Raw genomic sequence first — 16706 nt, forward strand, 5'->3', positions numbered from 1 at the left:
ATGCTTTCCTGCATACCTCTGATTACACCGGTATCGCGAACCATCGTATGCAGCAATTCTTTGTTTTGTTTTTTTTTATGATCTGGCTGGCACTGTGCGGGACGATGAGCCTGAGTTTCACCCTCCACGGCACATCCACCGGGTTTTATCTGGTATGGGTGCTGCTGTTCCTTCTTCCCTTTCTCCTTCGCCCGCTCGCATGGGCAGAGCGGCAGTTAAGACCGGCGCTGACGCTGATCCGCCATCGTCGCAGTCGGGCGTGGGTGCACCTCGCCCCTTGGCAGCCCACCACAGATCTGACGCCAGAGCGGGTCCATCAGTTCTGGCAATGCGTGAAGGCGTCAACCCGACAGGCTCTGGAAAAGTACCACATCGTTATCATCTCCTCGCACCTTCTGACCGACATTCGTGCTCGCCGGATGCTGGCCTGTATCGCTGAAGGTGGGCTTACCGTCCATCACCGCACTTACCGTATCCCTTTTACACCAGCGATGAGGGCGCTGATGCAGCTGGAAATTCTCTTCCGGCAGTGGCGCTGGCGCACGGAATTCCGTAGGGAATGGCCCGTGCTGATACTACGGCGTAAATCTTCCTAGTCGGAAAAATAATTTCAGGTGTTAGGGCATTTAGGGAATGTACACACTGACTACACACATGCATTCGAATTGAACGATCATGTGCAGTCCTTCATTCCATAGGCTGTTAATATGAAAAAAATTCTCTCCATTATGACCCTTTTAATAACGCTAACCTGCTGCAGCGGCAATAACCTCACAAGCTATCTCAACCCTGTCAGTCAGCAACCGGTAACAGGCGACGAAGAGTCGGCAACACGCAATAATATGGTGTGAAAGTCTGGCCCGGTTCCTGTTGATACGGCTGCTATGAACCTTAAACAGCATTACGGGTTTGTATCGGACATCTATCTCTCTGCGCACGTAACAGCTGTCAGGATAATGCAGGCTGGTCAGCATCGGCGATCGCTGAAGGCACCAGTTGGCAGGCACAGCCGGGTATGGCCATACGCTGCTGGCCATGCTCATCAAAGCCTGAAACAAGCCCGTTACGGTTAAGGTAGATGCCGGACATGGCTAGGCTCAGGCGTAGCTGCCTGCGGTCGCTCCACCCGCTCTCTGCCAACACCTGATATATCCAGCAGGTGAGCTTGACCACGTGCAGCGCGTGCTGCCGCCGGAACAGGTCGTTCTGAGCCTTCAGGTTGCCGTTACCGGCCCGCCAGGGGTAGTCCGGCTGGCCGGGAAGGTCGGCGTGCAGCCCTTTCTCACGGCCCTCCCGCAGCAGCCTGTTGATATCGCTGGCCAGCTCCTTCGGAAATTGCCGCTACTTATCAACCATCGCCAGCTAAACGGCCGAGAGAGAGCCGCACTATGAGAACGGCGCCAGAAGGAGATTACTTTACGTACTGCCAGATGTGCCTGGGTACCCGGTCAAACAGCTTGCCAGCGGCAAGCTCGGCCTTTCGATGGTCATAAGCCGACGTCATCGCAAATTCTTCATCAGGGTCGCCGGTATAGCTCAGGTGCTCATAAACCCTCTCCAGCGTTTCCAGATTCTGGTATCGCCGGAACTTTAGCAGCCATTCGGTACGGTTCATCCATATTCCACATGTTAATTAAGAGTCAGCGAAGGGGCCGGATAATGAGACTATCCGGCAAAAATAAAAACTGGCAATAAGCTGATTTACCTTACTTTTTCGATAAACAGCATCGGTACTCGGCGGTAAATAACTCAACGGCCGCAGCGGAAAACATCAGCTGGCTGCCGTAAGATTTGATAGCCACGGGCAGGGCAATGCCCCGGAGCGGTTTTCCGGCACTGGCAGCCTGCCAGAGTGCCAGCGGCGCGATACCGGCCTGGCGAGCGAATGCGTCCAGTGATACCAGCGGCTCATCGGCATCCGGAGCAGAGGGTACAGATGAACGCGTCTGCCACTGCTTTAAGAAGGCTACAGCCTCCTCCTGCAGGAACATCACGGCAGCGCCGCGCACCTGACGACGTCGGGGGAGAGTAAAGCCTGCCAGCACCCCGTCCGTGCGCGTCGCCTGTAGCAGGTCGCCCGGCCGGATGCCGAGCATCTCGGCAAAGAGATCCAGTCGAATATACATGTCTTACCTCTTTCTGGTGTGTTAAAGGCAGTCCATCGCGGGTCCCGGGCATAAATGCTACGGTGACTGAGATTAATCCTGGGTGGAAAAGTATAGATGCCACAGGAGAGACCGCCAGACCAGTACGTGGATGTCACACAACGTAACAACAATTTCAGTTATTCAGCAGGTGCCATGGACCCGCTATGACGCCTGCTGAACAGGAGAATAAACAGTATCTTCAGGCGCCTGCCAGCGGCTCCGCAATTAACATCGCGGACAGGCTCTGCTCATGCGTCATATCATCGGGCAGGAGCAACTCTATGCCGAGGCAAGGGGGGCTAGCGTTTACGCCGCAGTGCCGGAAGCCCGCAGGCGACCGCTTAACGCAATCATCGACCGGAGCACGTCCGGTAGGCTGGCTGATCAAGCCATCAGCTACGTCAACCAGAGCATGTTCGGGCAGGGGGCGGTCGCCGCCAACGCCCTGCTGCGCATGATTAGCGTATGGTTTGCTCTCTCCGGGGGGCAGCTGTGGTGCCGCTCGCATAACGACGGGCACTCCGGCCTGAAGGTTACGCAAGCGAACCAGCAGAAATGACAGAGCCGGCCGGGCATTACATTACATCAGGAAAAAAAACCGCCGGCGGCGGGAAAATTCGTTACGGGAAACGTCTCATATCATTCTGACATCTGTAAAAAATAAATTTAATCATAAGGTTAGTCTTATATATTGACAGTTCAGAGAGGCAACCAGCGGAACGGTTGCACATGCGGAGGGATGATACGCCCTGCCGGACGGTGCATTAATTTCAGGTTGAACATACCGTGGCAGAGGCTACCATTGGTGGCAGAGTTCTCTGGCAGATACCGGCAAGGCCGGCATCTGCCCTGACTGAAACCAGGAATGTGGTGCAACGTAATGTACAGAACAGAAGATGAAAAACGGGCCGACACGAAGCTCGGTGAGGCGGTGCTTTTTTTACTCAGAGAGAAAGAACCGGTTAATGAGATAACGCTGCTCCTCCGGCTGCAGCAGATGCTGATGACGGAAAAGGATGCCGGCTGCAGAAAGGCAACCTTTTCCGCCATCCGGGAAGCCGAAGCGGCATTGCGCAGGCAGCATCAGGACAGTGCCGCCGGCCGCGTCCTGAACCGGACAGATGACCCGGAACGGGCTGACGTAACCGTCCCGGGTGCAGCGTTCAGGCACTGATTCACCGGCCATCCGGCTGTGTGTCAGCCGGTGGCCTGCTGAGTCCGCATCATCCATCCGTGTCTCCGGCGACGACGCGGATCGCCCGGTCGTAAAGCTTTTTACGGCCGTCCACCGACCGCGCGGCCTCCTGCTCCAGGACGGTCAGGATCTGCTGCATGCCCACCTCTTTTCCTGACTTCAGCAGGGCCGAGACGGCCTGCCCTATTACTGACGCAATGCTTTCCGTATTATCCGGACTGTCGCTACCCAATTCATACTCCTGACGCACAACTGGTGTCGTGCTTATATCGCCGGGAACGACGTCATTCGGGTCACCCGGCGGGGTTATGATGTCTCCCGCACTCGGCGGGAAGCGGTATCATGTGCGGGCACGCGCCAGCTTTTCCCGCAGCGCGGCGACCCGGCTGGTCAGCTCACCCAACTCATCACAGGCCGTATCCATCACCGACACCATATCCGCGGGCACGCCGGCGGCCGTTATCTTCAGCCGGCGGCCCTGCTCCGTCAGGAAAACCAGCACGCGCCGCTCATCATGCTGCATGTCGCGCTGCCGGCAGATAACGCCGGTCTTCTCCAGACGCTTCAGGAGCTGGCTGAGCGTGCCGGAGTCCAGCCGTACGCGCGCGCCGACCTCGGAGACCGTCAGGCCATCCTTTTCCCACAGCACCAGCAGCACCAGGTACTGCGGATAGGTCAGGCCCAGCGGCTTCAGCCGGGGCTGATAGAGTTTCGTCATGGCAAGGGATGCCGAGTAAAGCGCAAAGCACAGAAACTGATCAATGGTTTCAGGTGCCGCTGCGGCAGGAACCGCATCGCAGTTTGCTGGAATGTCATCTTTCATATCATCACGTTTTCCGGATTGGGCCGGGTGCGGCGTGACAGCCTGCACCGGCCAGCGGTTCAGGGCGCCGGACACGCTTCTGTCAGTCAGTCTGCCTCACCGGCCGGACAGCAGCGGTTCTGCGCCCTATCAGGGCGCGCACAGTATTGGGTCAGATTAAATTGATGTCAACGTGAACCGGCTGGCCGGTTCAGCGCGTGGCGGCCGCACAGCGCATAAAGTTGTTTATCACCATAATCATCCGGCCTACTGCTATCAGGTCTGCGGTCAGCAGCAGGTCTGTGCGGACCATCCGGTCCATCAGGACCCGGTCATTCATCTGTGCCTGGATTCTGGCATAGAGGGCTGTCAGGTGCACCCAGTTGTTGGCAAACGTGTCTATGCTAAGGTATTCACCCTCGCTTAGCTGCCGTAACAGCGCGTCCACGTCGGCCTTAAGAGAGGTGATCCGGTCCGGGCCGGCGAATACAGCATCGCTATCGTACGTCATACGCGGAAGGTCTCCACCATGCCGAGCAGGGCACGGGCCTGCTCTGACAGCGACTGCGATGCCGAAGAGGAGTCTTCCACCAGGGCGGCGTTATTCTGCGTCACTCCGTCCATCTGACTGACGGCGATGCTGACCTGAGAGATACCCTGCATCTGCTCGCCGGAGGAGAGGGAAAGGCTGTCCATGGCGTCTGCCAGCTCGCCCACCATGCTGACAACCCTCAGGATACTCTCTCCCGTGCCGGCGGCCGCGGCCACGCCGCCTTCGACCTGGGAAACGGCCTGCTCAATCAGCAGTTTGATGTCCCGCGCCGCGCTGGCGCTGCGCTGGGCAAGTGACCTGACCTCCCCCGCCACTACGGCAAACCCCCGGCCCTCCTCGCCGGCGCGTGCGGCCTCTACGGCCGCATTGAGCGCCAGAATGTTGGTCTGGAAAGCAATGCCCTCAATGACCGAGGTGATGTCCCGGACCCTGACCGCGCTCAGCGAGATCTCGTTCATGGTCTCCGACATGCGTTGCACGTCAGCCTCACCCGCGCGGGCCAGCGAGGCGGTTTCGCGCGCCGTGCCCGCAGTCTGGTGCGCACCGGCCGCGTTGCTTTTCACCGTGGCGGTCAGCTGCTCCATGCTGGCTGCCGTCTCTTGCAGGGCGGCAGCCTGCTGCTCAGTGCGCGAGGAAAGCTCGGTATTTCCCTGCGAAATTTCGTCTGCGGCGAGCGCCACCGAGGCGGACGCATCCTTAATCTGCGACACCAGTCCGCGCAGGTTAGCCTGCATGCCTTCCAGCGAGGCAAGCAGGCTGGAAGTATCGCCGCGGCGCAGCGTGACCGGAGAGGTCAGGTCACCGGCGGCGATGGCGGCGGCCAGCGCGCGGGCCTGAGCAGGTTCACCGCCCAGCTGGCGCATCAGCATGCGGACGAGCAGATAACAGGTTGCCACCGACAGCAGAACGGACAGCAGGGCCAGGCCCGACAGGATAGCGGCCGTCCGGGCGGTGCGGGCACTATTTTCAGATACCGTATCCCGGCTCAGCTGCATCTCAATGTCCGTCAGGTCATCAAGGGGTGTCAGTAAAGCCTTCTGCGCCGGCCGGGCGGTGGCCATCAGAAACGCGGTAGCCTCCTGCTGGCGGTTATCCAGCCCCAGCTTTCCGGCCGTCATCAGGGTGGAAAGTGCGGCTCCCTCCGCTGAAAGCACTTTCTCCAGGGCAGCCTTCCCCTGAGCGGTAACGTTGCCGGACATGCTTCTTTGCAGTTGCTCACGATTACGGATATACGCATCACGCTGAGCAGTCAGGCGCTGCCACTCGGGCTGCATCTGTGCCGGGTCAGACAGCAGGGCCAGGTTGCGCGCGGCAATCGCCATGTCGCGCACGCCGTTCCGTATGTCCACGACCAGTGCAAAGCGCTTCATCTTCACGTCGACGGTGTCGTTCATCCCCTCCCTGGCCTGCCACAGTGCGTGAACGGCGATAGCTGTGCACAGGATAAAAAGCAGGATAAGCAAACCAAATCCTGCGCTGAGGCGTGTTGAAATTTTCATCAGTTCTCCGGGAAACATTTGTTTGGTGAAGGGGTATCGGCAGAAAGCGTTGATTCAGTAGGGTTGAGCGCAACAAAATTGCACGCAATATAGTTTTTTCACTGTCGTGGCAGGCAACCACATCACCTGAATATCCTGCTGCGCACGGTAATAACACCCGTCAGCGGATGGTCCCGGCATGCCTGAGCCGGTCAGGCCGACACCGGGTGAATGTTCCATAGACCCTGCTTAGCCGGGCGTGCCGTGACGCACCGGCAGGGCTCGTTCAGCCCGCCCGGCTAAAGGCTATGCAGCCTTACTTGTCGGTAAAGTGCTGCTGGCACCGAAAACCGTAACCGGACCGGATGCAGTCAGATCGGTTGCACGCTCTGCGGAAACCGGCTGGCTGAAGAGGTAACCATGACCTGTCTGCCGGCAACACATCGCCTGAGCCCCGCCCCGTTCGTAGTAGGACTTACCTCACTGCATCTGCAAAAGCAGCCTCTCGGGTCATTAATGGGATCCCGCACCTACTAACAGGGCAGAGCAGGCGGCTGGCTGATATGAACACACATAATGCCGGACGATCAGCGTATGTCTGATTTGTCAGTGTCCGCAGCAAAACTTTTTATGCGCATCTGCAGGCGGGAAATCTGCCCGGTGATGTCAGCTGTTCTTTCGGCCAGCCCCCTGATAGCGCTGGCGATAACAGAAAATCCCCTGCCGTGTATCCCGGCCCTTGCGGCTTCAATACTTGCGTTGAGCGAAATGAGTTTAATTTGCGCTGCAATGCTTCCGTTTTCAGATACCAGTTCCGCAATTTCTTTAGCGGTTTCAGCTGTCTGGATATTCCGCCTGATTTCACTTTCTTCGTGCTGCAGCCGGTCTTTACGCCCCTGAATGTCAATAAGCGCACCGACAGCACGCAGTGGCGTCCCGTCTGGCGCGCGCTTTGTCTGGCCCCGGGCCTGAAACCACCGGTATTCCCCGCTGCGCAGTTTAAGGCGATACTCGATATCAAAACCGGTTTTACCGCTGAAGTCCATGAGATGGCTGACAAACGCGTCAAGCGCAGCCTGTTTATCTTCCGGATGAAGGCGTGATGCCCAGCTTTCCATTACGTCCGGAAACTCTTCAGTCGTTTCAAAGCCAAGCAGCTTTCTGAATTGCGGTGACCACCAGAATACGTTGTCCGGGTTGAGCGGATTTCCACCGATAATATCGAGGTCCCAGAGTCCGTCGTTAAGCATTTCCCGGGACAGGTCAAAGCGTGTGGATACGATATCGAAAAGGCGGGCCTGCTCGATTTCTTCCCCGATATTTTCAATAGTGCCAACCAGCCGGGGCGGCATAAAGTCTGCGCTGTACTGAGCCCGGAGAAGGAACCATTGAGAATTATTTGCATCTGTTTTAATACGGCATCGTAGGGGATTACCGACGACGCTGTGGCTGACAGCATAATGAATGAAACTTCTGAAAGCGTCTTTGTGATCCGGATGAACCCTCTGCACCAGCGAGGCGAGTCCAAATTCCTTCTGAGAAGACAATCCTAAAAGACGACGGGCCGAAGGTGAGAAGAAAGCGGGCGAATCAGTCCGCAGGTCAGGTGCCTCAATGTACCACACGCACGTCTGATTGATATTCATCAGACATTTCAGCAGCAGAGTGTCGCTGTTATCTGCGCAGACCGTTTCAACAGCCGGTATTGCAGATGTGACTGTATCAGCCCTTTCTACGGCAGGCGCTTTTTTTAATAATTTCCGGAACATCACTTCTCCTGGTCAGCGTAATGAGGCACAAAATATGCTTCAGGCGCTATATCGGCGTGTGATGACGAAAATTCAGTCAACCGACGAAATGTTTCTGGACGTGCGACGTAAAAAGTCGCTTCAGTAATTGTTCCGCTGAGAAATCAGAGAGGAACCTGATGTTCCGTCATCAGTAGCCTACTGGCACATGCAGGATCGGCAACGGGCCTGTGTGAAGCTGCCAGAACAAGGTAGTCCGGACTTAGGCCGCGCGGATACCGTGAGGTGAAGCGTTACCTGTGAGCATCAATACGGGTGGGACGCCAGGTTGGGCGTCATTCCCGGCAAGACGATCACCGAGCGGCAGGCGGCGGGCAACTTCACCACCAACGTGTTACGCGTCGAGGCGGCACTGGCGCGCTGCGTGGCGCGCAGCAGGTTTGCGACGCGCTGGTGTCGCTGGCGTTCAACGTCGGCACCGGCAACGCCTGCGGCTCAACCATGGTGACCTTTGCACCATTGATGATAAGCGGCAGTATCGCATAACCCGGCCATGCCATTACGCCGGTCGCAACCCCCGCTTTTGCGATATCGTCTAAACCGAGGTTTAGGCGAATCAATGGCCTGGCCCGTGATGGCCTGGACTGGCACACTCACGCCCATTTGCGGAGATTGCAGCGTGCTGATTGGCTACATCAGGGTATCAACAAATGACCAAAACACGGATTTACAGCGGATTGCGCTTCAGAGCGCAGATTGTGAGCTGATTTTCGAGGACAGGATCAGCGGAAAAACCCGTGTTCGCCCCGGACTGAAAAAGGCGCTGCGTTGCCTGCAAGCCGGGGACACGCTGGTTGTCTGGAAGCTGGACAGGCTCGGGCGCAGCATGCGTCATCTGGTAATGCTGACGGAAGAAACTGCGTGAACGCGGCGTTAATTTCCGCAGCCTGACCGACAGCATTGATACCAGCACGCCGATGGGGCGCTTTTTCTTTCACGTGATGGGGGCGCTTGCGGAAATGGAACGCGAGCTGATCGTAGAGCGAACCCGCGCTGGGCTGGCAGCTGCGCGGGAAAAAGGGCGCGTTGGGGGCCGCCGGCGGGTGATGACAGCGGACGTGACAGCCAGGGCTGAGCGGATGCTGGTTCAGGGGGCAACAATGCTGCAGGTTTCACTGGTGCTGGAAGTGTCAGTCAAAACACTATACCGCTATATTCCGGCGGCAAGACCAAGAGAGCTTAAGGACGAAAGCATTACAGATAAAAAAACGCCGCAACCTGACCAGGTATGTCGGGCGGAAAAATAAAGAAGTGAAATTCGCGACAGGATAAATCGCTGTGAGAGAATACCATTACTGCACAAATGGATAATGATTTGTTTGAATCGCGAAGATAAAGAACTTAACTGTCAGCAGTGTGATTATATCAGGGGCAAAAAAAACCGCGCTGGAGGGCGCGGCAGCAAACTAAAATGAAAACACAATTTCTTATTCAGGTAGGTAAATATAACCGGTTTAACGGCATCGTCAAGGTGATGCAATGTTTTGAGAGGGTACACTACGCAGGATATCGGGTTACGGCAGGTGAGATGTCTCGCTGACAAATACCCCATTGCATGATTTGCGGGCGAGTTGATATGACAAGACTAAACACTGTCGAACTGATTTACTGGGCAAAAAAAACCGCGCCAGCGCGCGGATAATATGGGGTAACGAAAACGTCGATTTTATTAGAATGCCTACCAAGGCTAGTCTGTAGACTGGAAGCGTCAAGGGAAGCGGTTGCTGTCCTTTCGCGGCCTTCCAGGACGAAATGGCCGTGACTCACCGGCGGCACGCTGCTTTTCCTGCTCAATCTCTTTATCGTGTTTCTCAAGTAATTCCCGGCCCTGCTTCGTCAGCCTGTAGCGTTCCTTTTCCCTGAGCCACTCCTCACAGTGAAAATATTCAGCGAGGCCCATTGCCACCAATTCTTCCCTTATAACAGGCCTGATACGCGCGGGAATCGAGCCTCTTTCCTGCAGTAGGGACAACAGGCGGTAATGTTTCGGGGCCAGTTTCATCGTTATTCTCCCGTTTAACATTTCCCTCATAGTTAAAGTATTGAAGAGGGTTATCAATCGGATTCAGGGGGAATAATCCCTGATTCGGTCCATTCTTAATTTGTACCAGCGGGTACGGCAGTTACTCCGGAGTCGCGGATAATTGTGTGAGCCCTCACACAACACTACTCAGATGCGCCATCTGCAATGAGGCACGACCATAGCGGAACCCCTTAACAGGAGAACCGCCAAACGGCACAGGATTATCATCACGGCGTGCGCGTTGAGGAAATCAACGAGGGCACCCGAACCATTACCACCGTCAGTACCGCGATCGTCGGGCTGGTCTGCACCGGCGACGACGCCGACCCGGCAACATTCTCGCTTAACCGACCGGTGCTGCTGACCGACGTACTCACCGCCAGCGGCAAGGCGGGCGAATCCGGCACGCTGGCCCGATCGCTGGACGCTATCGCCGACCAGTCCAAACCCGTCACCGTCGTGGTGCGCGTGCCGCAGGGCGAGACTGAGGCGGAGACCTCCGCGAACATCATCGGCGGCGTCACCGACGGCCAGCGCACCGGTATGAAAGCGTTGCTGGCCGCGCAGTCGGTGTGCGACGTAAAGCCGCGCATCCTCGGCGCGCCTGGGCACGATACGCAGGCCGTTGCAACCGAGTTGCTGAGTGTGGCGCAGAGCCTGCGCGGGTTTGCGTACCTGTCCGCCTACGGCTGCAAAAGCGTGGAGGAGGCGATCGCTTACCGCGCCAACTTCAGCCAGCGCGAAGGGATGCTGATCTGGTCGGACTTCATCAGCTTTGACACCGTACTGAAGCAGGACGCCACGGCCTACGCCACCGCCCGCGCGCTGGGCCTGCGCGCCAAAATCGACGAACAAACCGGCTGGCATAAGTCGCTCTCTAACGTCGGCGTGAACGGCGTGACCGGTATTTCAAAGGACGTATTCTGGGATTTACAGGATCCGGCTACCGACGCGGGCCTGCTTAACCAGAACGACGTCACCACGCTTATCCGCAAAGACGGCTACCGCTTCTGGGGTTCCCGCTGCCTGAGCGACGATCCGCTGTTTGCGTTTGAATGCTACACCCGCACCGCGCAGGTGCTGATGGACACCATGCCGAGGCGTAGATGTGGTCCGTTGACGGCCCGCTGAACCCGCCGCTGGCCCGCGACATTATCGAGGGTGAATGGCATGACCAACATAAGTGAACTACTGTGAATCGCCGTTAACATTGACAAGCCAAAGATGCTGACAGGCTTGAACCAAAAGGTACGCAATCGGCTGCTCTTTTGTCGAGTGAGAGCACACGCACATCACGATTGCCGATGAAGAGGCAGGGTCTGACCCATTCTGTTACTGAAGTGAAACACGGTAAGCCCGTACTTCTGCCCACGCTGGCAAGCCGACCGCAAGGGAAGCTGATGGAGGTGCGGGTACAGGAAGGTGGAGAAAGCGAATGCTGCCCTGTAACCGGGCAGAAAGGGGTTGAGCTTCCGGGCGACATTACCCCACGCGAAAGCGGGCGGACTTCCACTGGGTCTTTCTTTACGGGACAGCATTCCGGCTTCTGTTCATGGCATCTGGATGAAACTTATATCAAAGTGAATGGCCGGTGGGCTTATCCGTACCGGGCCGTTGACAGCAGGGGCCGCACTGTCGATTTTTACTTTTCGCCGCATCGCAATACGAATGCCGCGTACCGGTTTCTGGGTAAGATTTTAAACAACGTAAAACAGTGGAAGATCCCGCGCATCATCAGTACAGACAAAGCACCGACTCCCCCCGGGCACTGGCGTTACTGAAACGTCAAGGGAAATGCCCGCCGGAGGTGGAGCACCGGCAGATCAAATACCGGAACAACGTTATCGAATGCGGTCATGGCAAGCTGAAACGGATAATCAGCGCCACGCTGGGGTTTAAATCGATTAAGACAGCTCACGCCACGATAAAAGGGATTGAAGTGATGCGCGCGCTGTGCAAAGGCCAGGCTGAGTCATTCTACTTCGGCCATCCTCTGGGTGAAATGCACTTAGTAGCCAGAGTGTTTGAAATGTGGGCCTTTATCATCGGCCAGAAGGCATATCAACTTTAATATTTGCAACAGTGCCATTTAATCCCCATGATAGCCGCATTACACGATCAGATGCACTCATGGGAAGGCACCAAATACCAGTGGGGTCGAACGCAATTAACGGGGGTGATTGCTCGGGATTCGTCTGGCGCACGTTAAAAGATCGTTTTAATATTCCGATGGATCGTGTCACCACCAAAGAATTAATCGCCATGGATCAGCCGGTTGATCAGTCACACCTGCAACCCGGTGATTTAGTGTTCTTTAGTATCAAACATGAGTTATACGTCGGCTTTTATGACACCGATCATCAATTCCTTCACGCTTCGGTTAGCCGGGGCGTGATGCGCTCATCCCTGAATAATCCGTACTGGAAATCGGTTTATTTAGAAGCGTGGCGTTTACCGCATGAGCAGAATTCGCAGCTCAGTCTTAATTATAAAAACAAGGTCTGATGTCAAAAATCCCCGGCTTAGCACCGGGGATTTTTCAATCAAAACTGATAAGAGACACTCACCGAGAAGTTACGCGGTTCACCGTAAACATAGTTGTTCATATAGGTGTAGTACTCGCGGTCAAATAAATTATCGACGTTGGCCTGCACCGCAACTTGTTTGGTGACCTGATAACGCGCAAACAGGTTGGCCAGCGGATAGCTGCCCTGATAAACACGCTGCGTACTGCCATCTGGTGCGCTGACATCTTCAAAGGTACGGTTCTGCCAGTTGATGCCGCCGCCAATGGTCAGGTCTGGCAACATCGGTACCTGGTAGCGCGTAAACAGTTTGAAGTCGGTTTGCGGCTGATCCGGGTTATATCGCCCATCACTGTCGCGTGCCACGTAACGTGTGGCACCGAAGGTCAGTTGCAGGTTATCGGTCAAGGCCCCGTTTAGCTCAAACTCTGCACCCTTACTGCGCGCGCCCTTAGTGGCGTAGTACGCTTGCTCGCTACTGTTATTAACATAAACGCCGTCAATAGCCGTACCGACATTCTCTTGCTGGATGCGGAATACCGCGACGGTAGCCGTCAGGCGACCATCAAACCACGCTGATTTCAGTCCCGTTTCGTAACTTTTCCCGGTAACTGGCGACAGGTAATGACCTGAGGCGTCGCGGTAAGTCTGGGGCTGGAAGATCGAGGTGTAGCTGGCATAGGCTGACCAGGTATCGTTGATGTCATACACCAAACCGGCATACGGCGTCGTATTGCTCTTGGTCATATTGCCACTGCTGCCGTTGGTACTCCACTCGGTGTAGCGCGCCCCAATAATCAGTGACAGTGGATCAGCCAGCGAGAAGCGCGCGGCGGTGTAGGCGGATTTCTGACGGATCACGTCATTGGCGTTGAGATACCAGCCTTGCCACTGCGGTTCAGCGATATTGCCGGTCCAGTTGTTATTAAAAGCCCCCATGTCGGCTGACGTAATGTCGTATTCATCCAGATCGGTGACGCCATCCTGACTGTAGGTTTGGTTATGCTGACGGCTGTAGCTTACACCCGCCATGAGCTGATGTTGACGTCCAAACAACTCAAACGGACCGCTGGCATAGCCATCAACGGAAGTTTGTTCACGTTTACCGCGATCGAGGCTGCCGTAACCGGTCACCCCTTCACCCGTGGTTTCATCCGGGAAGGCGCTGTAGATATTGAGCAGTTTATCGCTAAAGGTATTTTTCGCATGTGTGCCGTTAACATGAATGCTCCAGCCATTGTTGAAGTTATGCACCAGGTCGGCATACAACTTCTGCACTTCAGTGTGGTAATAAGTCCAGTCGGCGGCGGAGTTGAGACTGCGATTGTAATGCGTCAGTGATCCATTGCTGTAGAACACTGGTAAGCCGCCCCAGGTAGGATCACGCGTGTCGGCTTTCTCATAGTCATAACCCAGTGAAAGCGTGGTGTGTTCGGTAAGGTCGGCATCAACGACGCCATACAGGAACTTCTTGTTTTTATGGTAACGGTCTAACCAGCTGTCCTGGTCCTGATAACCCGTTACAACACGTCCGCGCAACGAGCCGTTACTGTTCAGCGGGCCCGCAATGTCAGCCACATAGCGCTGCTTATTCCAACTGCCGTAACTGGCACTGACGCTACCGGTGAATTCTTTGCTGTCGGCGTGCTTACGCACCATATTCACCGACGCTGATGGGCTGCCCGCACCAGTCATCAGTCCGGTCGCACCACGTACCACTTCGATACGATCATAAATCGCGGTATCAGAGGCGGCATCACCGTAGTTCCAGCTGTCACCCACCGACGTGGGGATGCCGTCAAAGGTGAAGTTGGTGATTTTAAAACCGCGTGAATAATATTCTGAACGTTCTGAGTCGACCAGGTTACTGGTGATGCCGGTGGTGTTATTCAAAACATCGGTGACGGTTTGTAATTGCTGGTCCTGCATACGCTGCTGAGTCACCACACTGACCGATTGCGGCACATCGCGCGGCGTCAGTAACAACTTGGTGCCAGCACGCGTGGTTTTCACCGCATAATCCTGCTTCTCATTATCTCCGCTGTTGTCGCTGGTGATGGCATTAACCACCAAATCCTGCTGCGTGTTATCTGCCGCCTGTACTATGCCTGGATTGAGAAGGGTATGTACTGCCATCGCCAAAAGCGACACGCTATACGTTTTTCGGATGCCTGAATCCCTGCCTTTCGAAGACATAATTATTTCCGTGGTCAATGATTGTTATGTAAAGCCATCAGGCTTCGGTTGTTATGTTTGCGCCTGAATTTACCCCCATAGAAAAGGGGCAGGTGCGGCGTATTCCTGTTTACGAACGCCAATGATAATCATTTGCTTTATAGAATCTCGCAATGATTCAACCTGAAGTGTAATAATGTGTAAATAACAACGAAATCAGTGTGATGGATGCGTTCATAACCCGTTAGTTGCTGGCGTTTTCATTTTTGTTACGGGAATAAACAGGAACTTTGCGGTAAATGGCGCGGCAGATGCAGTGAACATTTTTTCTGTTTGAAAGCGGGAGAGCAGAGAAATCCACGTGAATATTTGCCTCCTTCATCTTAATGCGTATGATTCTCATTCTTCTTATATTTTCCGCTCGTTAGATACGGTCGGAGCCGTTCATCCATTGATGGAGTACTGCATGAAATCGTTGTTTAGTCCGCGCAAAGCCGCTGTTGCCATGGCGGTTGCTGCTGCATTTAGTCTGACTGCTTGTCAGGCGCCTGCTAAAAAAGCCGAAGCCCCTGTTGCTGAAACCGCTAAACCGGTTGATACCGCCGTGACACAGCGTGTCCTGGGTGATGGCCTGTATGAGATGGTTTACTCACAGGACTCAAAAGGGCTGTTTGTCGCCAGCGCGCAGAGCTTTAAGGATGTGAATGGCGGTGTTATCTATCGTCTGCACCCAGCAACCCTGGCGACTGAAGGCGAGACTCACACCGATCTGAAAAACTTTGGTGCGGCAATCGATGAACAAGGCAGTGTGTTCTACACCACTAACTCATTGGATGGCGCAATCTCTAAGGTTGATGCCCAGAGTGGCAAAGTGCTGGCACGTCTGGTGTTCCCAGGCAAAATCAGTAAAGAAGGTTATCCGGCGGGCGCCCGTGAAGTGCTGTGGCACGGCAACGAATTATACGTGGGCCGCGTTGCCGATCCAGGTTACATCTCGGTGGTTGATACGAAAACCTTCAAGCTAAAAACCGAGATCAAAAATGCCGGTAAATGGGTAACGGGCCTGATCTATTCCCCGGTCACTGAGCGCATTTATGCCGCCAATGGTTCTGGCGAAATTTTGGTGATTAACCCGCGCACCCACAAAATCGAGAAGCGTTGGACGGCGGGTGACGGTAAAGAGTATCTGTTCCTGAACATGGCAGAAGATCCTGCCACTGGCCGTCTGTTCATCACTGACGATTCCAAAGGAAAAGCGACACTGGTACTCGACGAGCACACCGGCAAAGTGATCAAACGTATTGAAGGTGACTCGCTGGGCATCAAATTCAACGCGAAGCGCAACGAAATCTACATCAGCCAGCGTGAATCGAAGAAAGTGCTGCAGCTGGATGCCACCACTTACGCGGTGAAAAACAGCTGGTCGTTTGATCAGAATCCTAACAGTCTGCTGATTGGCCCAGACGACAACACCCTGTATGTGACCCTGAAAGCGGAATTTAATAAAGACTCTTCTACAAAAGGCGCTGACGACATCGCGCGTATTGCGTTGAAGTAACAGTTATGAAAAGGGCGGCGAAAGCTGCCCTGATGCTTGCTGTTAAGCGCTTTTTGGTCACAACACTACGAAGATCGTGCGAAGTTTTCGTAGGGTGCGCATTTAGGCACTGTTGCAAATATTAAAGTTGATATGCCTTCTGGCCGATGATAAAGGCCCACATTTCAAACACTCTGGCTACCAGGCGCATTTCACCCAGAAGATGATGTCGCGCATGAAAATGCCCGCCTTTAAATACATTCATGGGGTGCGTCACTGGTGAAAATGGGAAGAAAGTTTATCAGCGCCGCTGATCTTTGCAACAGAGCCGAAAATACAGTGCGACACCTTTAATCATTTTTGTAGCGTTCAGAACGCTGGAAATCAGGTTACCTCATCCATCCACCGGCAGTAATTCAGGCCAGAAAAAGTATGGTTGTCTGTAGAAGAGTGGCACAGGGCA

14 protein-coding genes and 5 pseudogenes are annotated in these 16706 nt (G+C 55.0%); 8 read left to right on the forward strand and 11 right to left on the reverse strand.

What is annotated here, in order from left to right; all coding sequences use genetic code 11:
• The first annotated feature begins 47 nt into the window (after positions 1–47).
• On the forward strand, positions 48–596 hold the full coding sequence (locus tag ABVR31_RS16705; RefSeq protein WP_372773532.1) for a hypothetical protein: 549 nt from the start codon (positions 48–50) through the stop codon (positions 594–596).
• Positions 597–948: 352 nt separating this feature from the next.
• On the opposite strand, the gene ABVR31_RS16710 is transcribed toward ABVR31_RS16705, so the two are convergent.
• The 3 genes from ABVR31_RS16710 to ABVR31_RS16720 all read right to left on the reverse strand — a co-directional run bounded on the left by ABVR31_RS16710 (position 949) and on the right by ABVR31_RS16720 (position 2126).
• Positions 949–1089 (reverse strand): hypothetical protein, encoded by a 141-nt coding sequence (locus ABVR31_RS16710; RefSeq protein ID WP_372773534.1) that lies wholly within the window; start codon positions 1087–1089, stop codon positions 949–951.
• Positions 1090–1411: 322 nt separating this feature from the next.
• Positions 1412–1615 carry an Hha/YmoA family nucleoid-associated regulatory protein gene (locus ABVR31_RS16715; RefSeq protein WP_059009433.1) on the reverse strand — a complete coding sequence of 68 codons (204 nt, stop codon included), beginning with the start codon at positions 1613–1615 and terminating at the stop codon, positions 1412–1414.
• Positions 1616–1706: 91 nt separating this feature from the next.
• Positions 1707–2126: a hypothetical protein gene (locus ABVR31_RS16720; protein ID WP_059009436.1), complete on the reverse strand. Its 420-nt coding sequence runs from the start codon at positions 2124–2126 to the stop codon at positions 1707–1709.
• 271 nt (positions 2127–2397) lie between these two features.
• Between ABVR31_RS16720 and ABVR31_RS16725 the strand changes: the two genes are divergently transcribed.
• Positions 2398–2706: a hypothetical protein gene (locus ABVR31_RS16725; RefSeq protein WP_222985830.1), complete on the forward strand. Its 309-nt coding sequence runs from the start codon at positions 2398–2400 to the stop codon at positions 2704–2706.
• Positions 2707–3087: 381 nt separating this feature from the next.
• Here the strand turns inward: ABVR31_RS16725 and ABVR31_RS16730 are convergent, their stop codons facing one another.
• The 6 genes from ABVR31_RS16730 to ABVR31_RS16755 form a co-directional block, all read right to left on the reverse strand.
• Entirely contained in the window at positions 3088–3378 is a 291-nt protein-coding gene (locus ABVR31_RS16730; RefSeq protein WP_372773537.1) for a hypothetical protein, read from the reverse strand.
• Entirely contained in the window at positions 3371–3574 is a 204-nt protein-coding gene (locus tag ABVR31_RS16735) for a hypothetical protein (RefSeq protein WP_254919464.1), read from the reverse strand. The genes ABVR31_RS16730 and ABVR31_RS16735 overlap by 8 nt, the downstream gene beginning before the upstream one ends.
• A 108-nt stretch (positions 3575–3682) precedes the next feature.
• Complete coding sequence (locus ABVR31_RS16740; RefSeq protein ID WP_088516082.1) at positions 3683–4165, reverse strand: MarR family winged helix-turn-helix transcriptional regulator; 483 nt, start codon at positions 4163–4165, stop codon at positions 3683–3685.
• A gap of 190 nt (positions 4166–4355) precedes the next feature.
• The gene (locus tag ABVR31_RS16745; protein WP_372773540.1) at positions 4356–4655 is read right to left on the reverse strand and encodes a hypothetical protein; all 300 of its coding nucleotides are present in this window, start codon (positions 4653–4655) and stop codon (positions 4356–4358) included.
• Positions 4652–6196, reverse strand: coding sequence for a methyl-accepting chemotaxis protein (locus tag ABVR31_RS16750; RefSeq protein WP_372773542.1), 1545 nt, complete (start codon positions 6194–6196; stop codon positions 4652–4654). Before ABVR31_RS16750 ends, ABVR31_RS16745 begins: the two co-directional genes overlap by 4 nt.
• 566 nt (positions 6197–6762) lie before the next feature.
• Positions 6763–7944, reverse strand: coding sequence for a PAS domain-containing protein (locus ABVR31_RS16755; protein WP_372773544.1), 1182 nt, complete (start codon positions 7942–7944; stop codon positions 6763–6765).
• Positions 7945–8254: 310 nt separating this feature from the next.
• On the opposite strand from ABVR31_RS16755, the pseudogene ABVR31_RS16760 reads away from it, so the two are divergent.
• Together ABVR31_RS16760 and ABVR31_RS16765 are read left to right on the forward strand one after the other, a co-directional pair.
• Positions 8255–8436, forward strand: a pseudogene (locus tag ABVR31_RS16760) (lysozyme); the annotation flags it as partial.
• Between the two features lie 166 nt (positions 8437–8602).
• Positions 8603–9230: pseudogene (locus ABVR31_RS16765) on the forward strand (recombinase family protein).
• 461 nt (positions 9231–9691) lie between these two features.
• Here the strand turns inward: ABVR31_RS16765 and ABVR31_RS16770 are convergent.
• On the reverse strand, positions 9692–9985 hold the full coding sequence (locus tag ABVR31_RS16770; protein ID WP_141097287.1) for a hypothetical protein: 294 nt from the start codon (positions 9983–9985) through the stop codon (positions 9692–9694).
• Between the two features lie 255 nt (positions 9986–10240).
• Between ABVR31_RS16770 and ABVR31_RS16775 the strand changes: the two are divergent.
• The 3 pseudogenes from ABVR31_RS16775 to ABVR31_RS16785 form a co-directional block, all read left to right on the forward strand.
• Positions 10241–11169: pseudogene (locus tag ABVR31_RS16775) on the forward strand (phage tail sheath subtilisin-like domain-containing protein); the annotation flags it as partial.
• 375 nt (positions 11170–11544) lie between these two features.
• Positions 11545–12077: pseudogene (locus tag ABVR31_RS16780) on the forward strand (IS6 family transposase); the annotation flags it as partial.
• Between the two features lie 18 nt (positions 12078–12095).
• A pseudogene (locus ABVR31_RS16785) lies at positions 12096–12511 on the forward strand (C40 family peptidase); the annotation flags it as partial.
• A 38-nt stretch (positions 12512–12549) separates the two neighbouring features.
• Here the strand turns inward: ABVR31_RS16785 and fhuE are convergent.
• Positions 12550–14727, reverse strand: a complete 2178-nt coding sequence (gene fhuE / locus ABVR31_RS16790) for a ferric-rhodotorulic acid/ferric-coprogen receptor FhuE (RefSeq protein ID WP_372773546.1) — start codon at positions 14725–14727, stop codon at positions 12550–12552.
• A gap of 445 nt (positions 14728–15172) precedes the next feature.
• On the opposite strand from fhuE, the gene ABVR31_RS16795 reads away from it, so the two are divergent.
• Complete coding sequence (locus tag ABVR31_RS16795; protein ID WP_372774074.1) at positions 15173–16264, forward strand: YncE family protein; 1092 nt, start codon at positions 15173–15175, stop codon at positions 16262–16264.
• Positions 16265–16706 lie beyond the last annotated feature (442 nt).

Source organism: Pantoea sp. WEP (assembly GCF_041678305.1).
Lineage (GTDB): Bacteria > Pseudomonadota > Gammaproteobacteria > Enterobacterales > Enterobacteriaceae > Pantoea > Pantoea dispersa.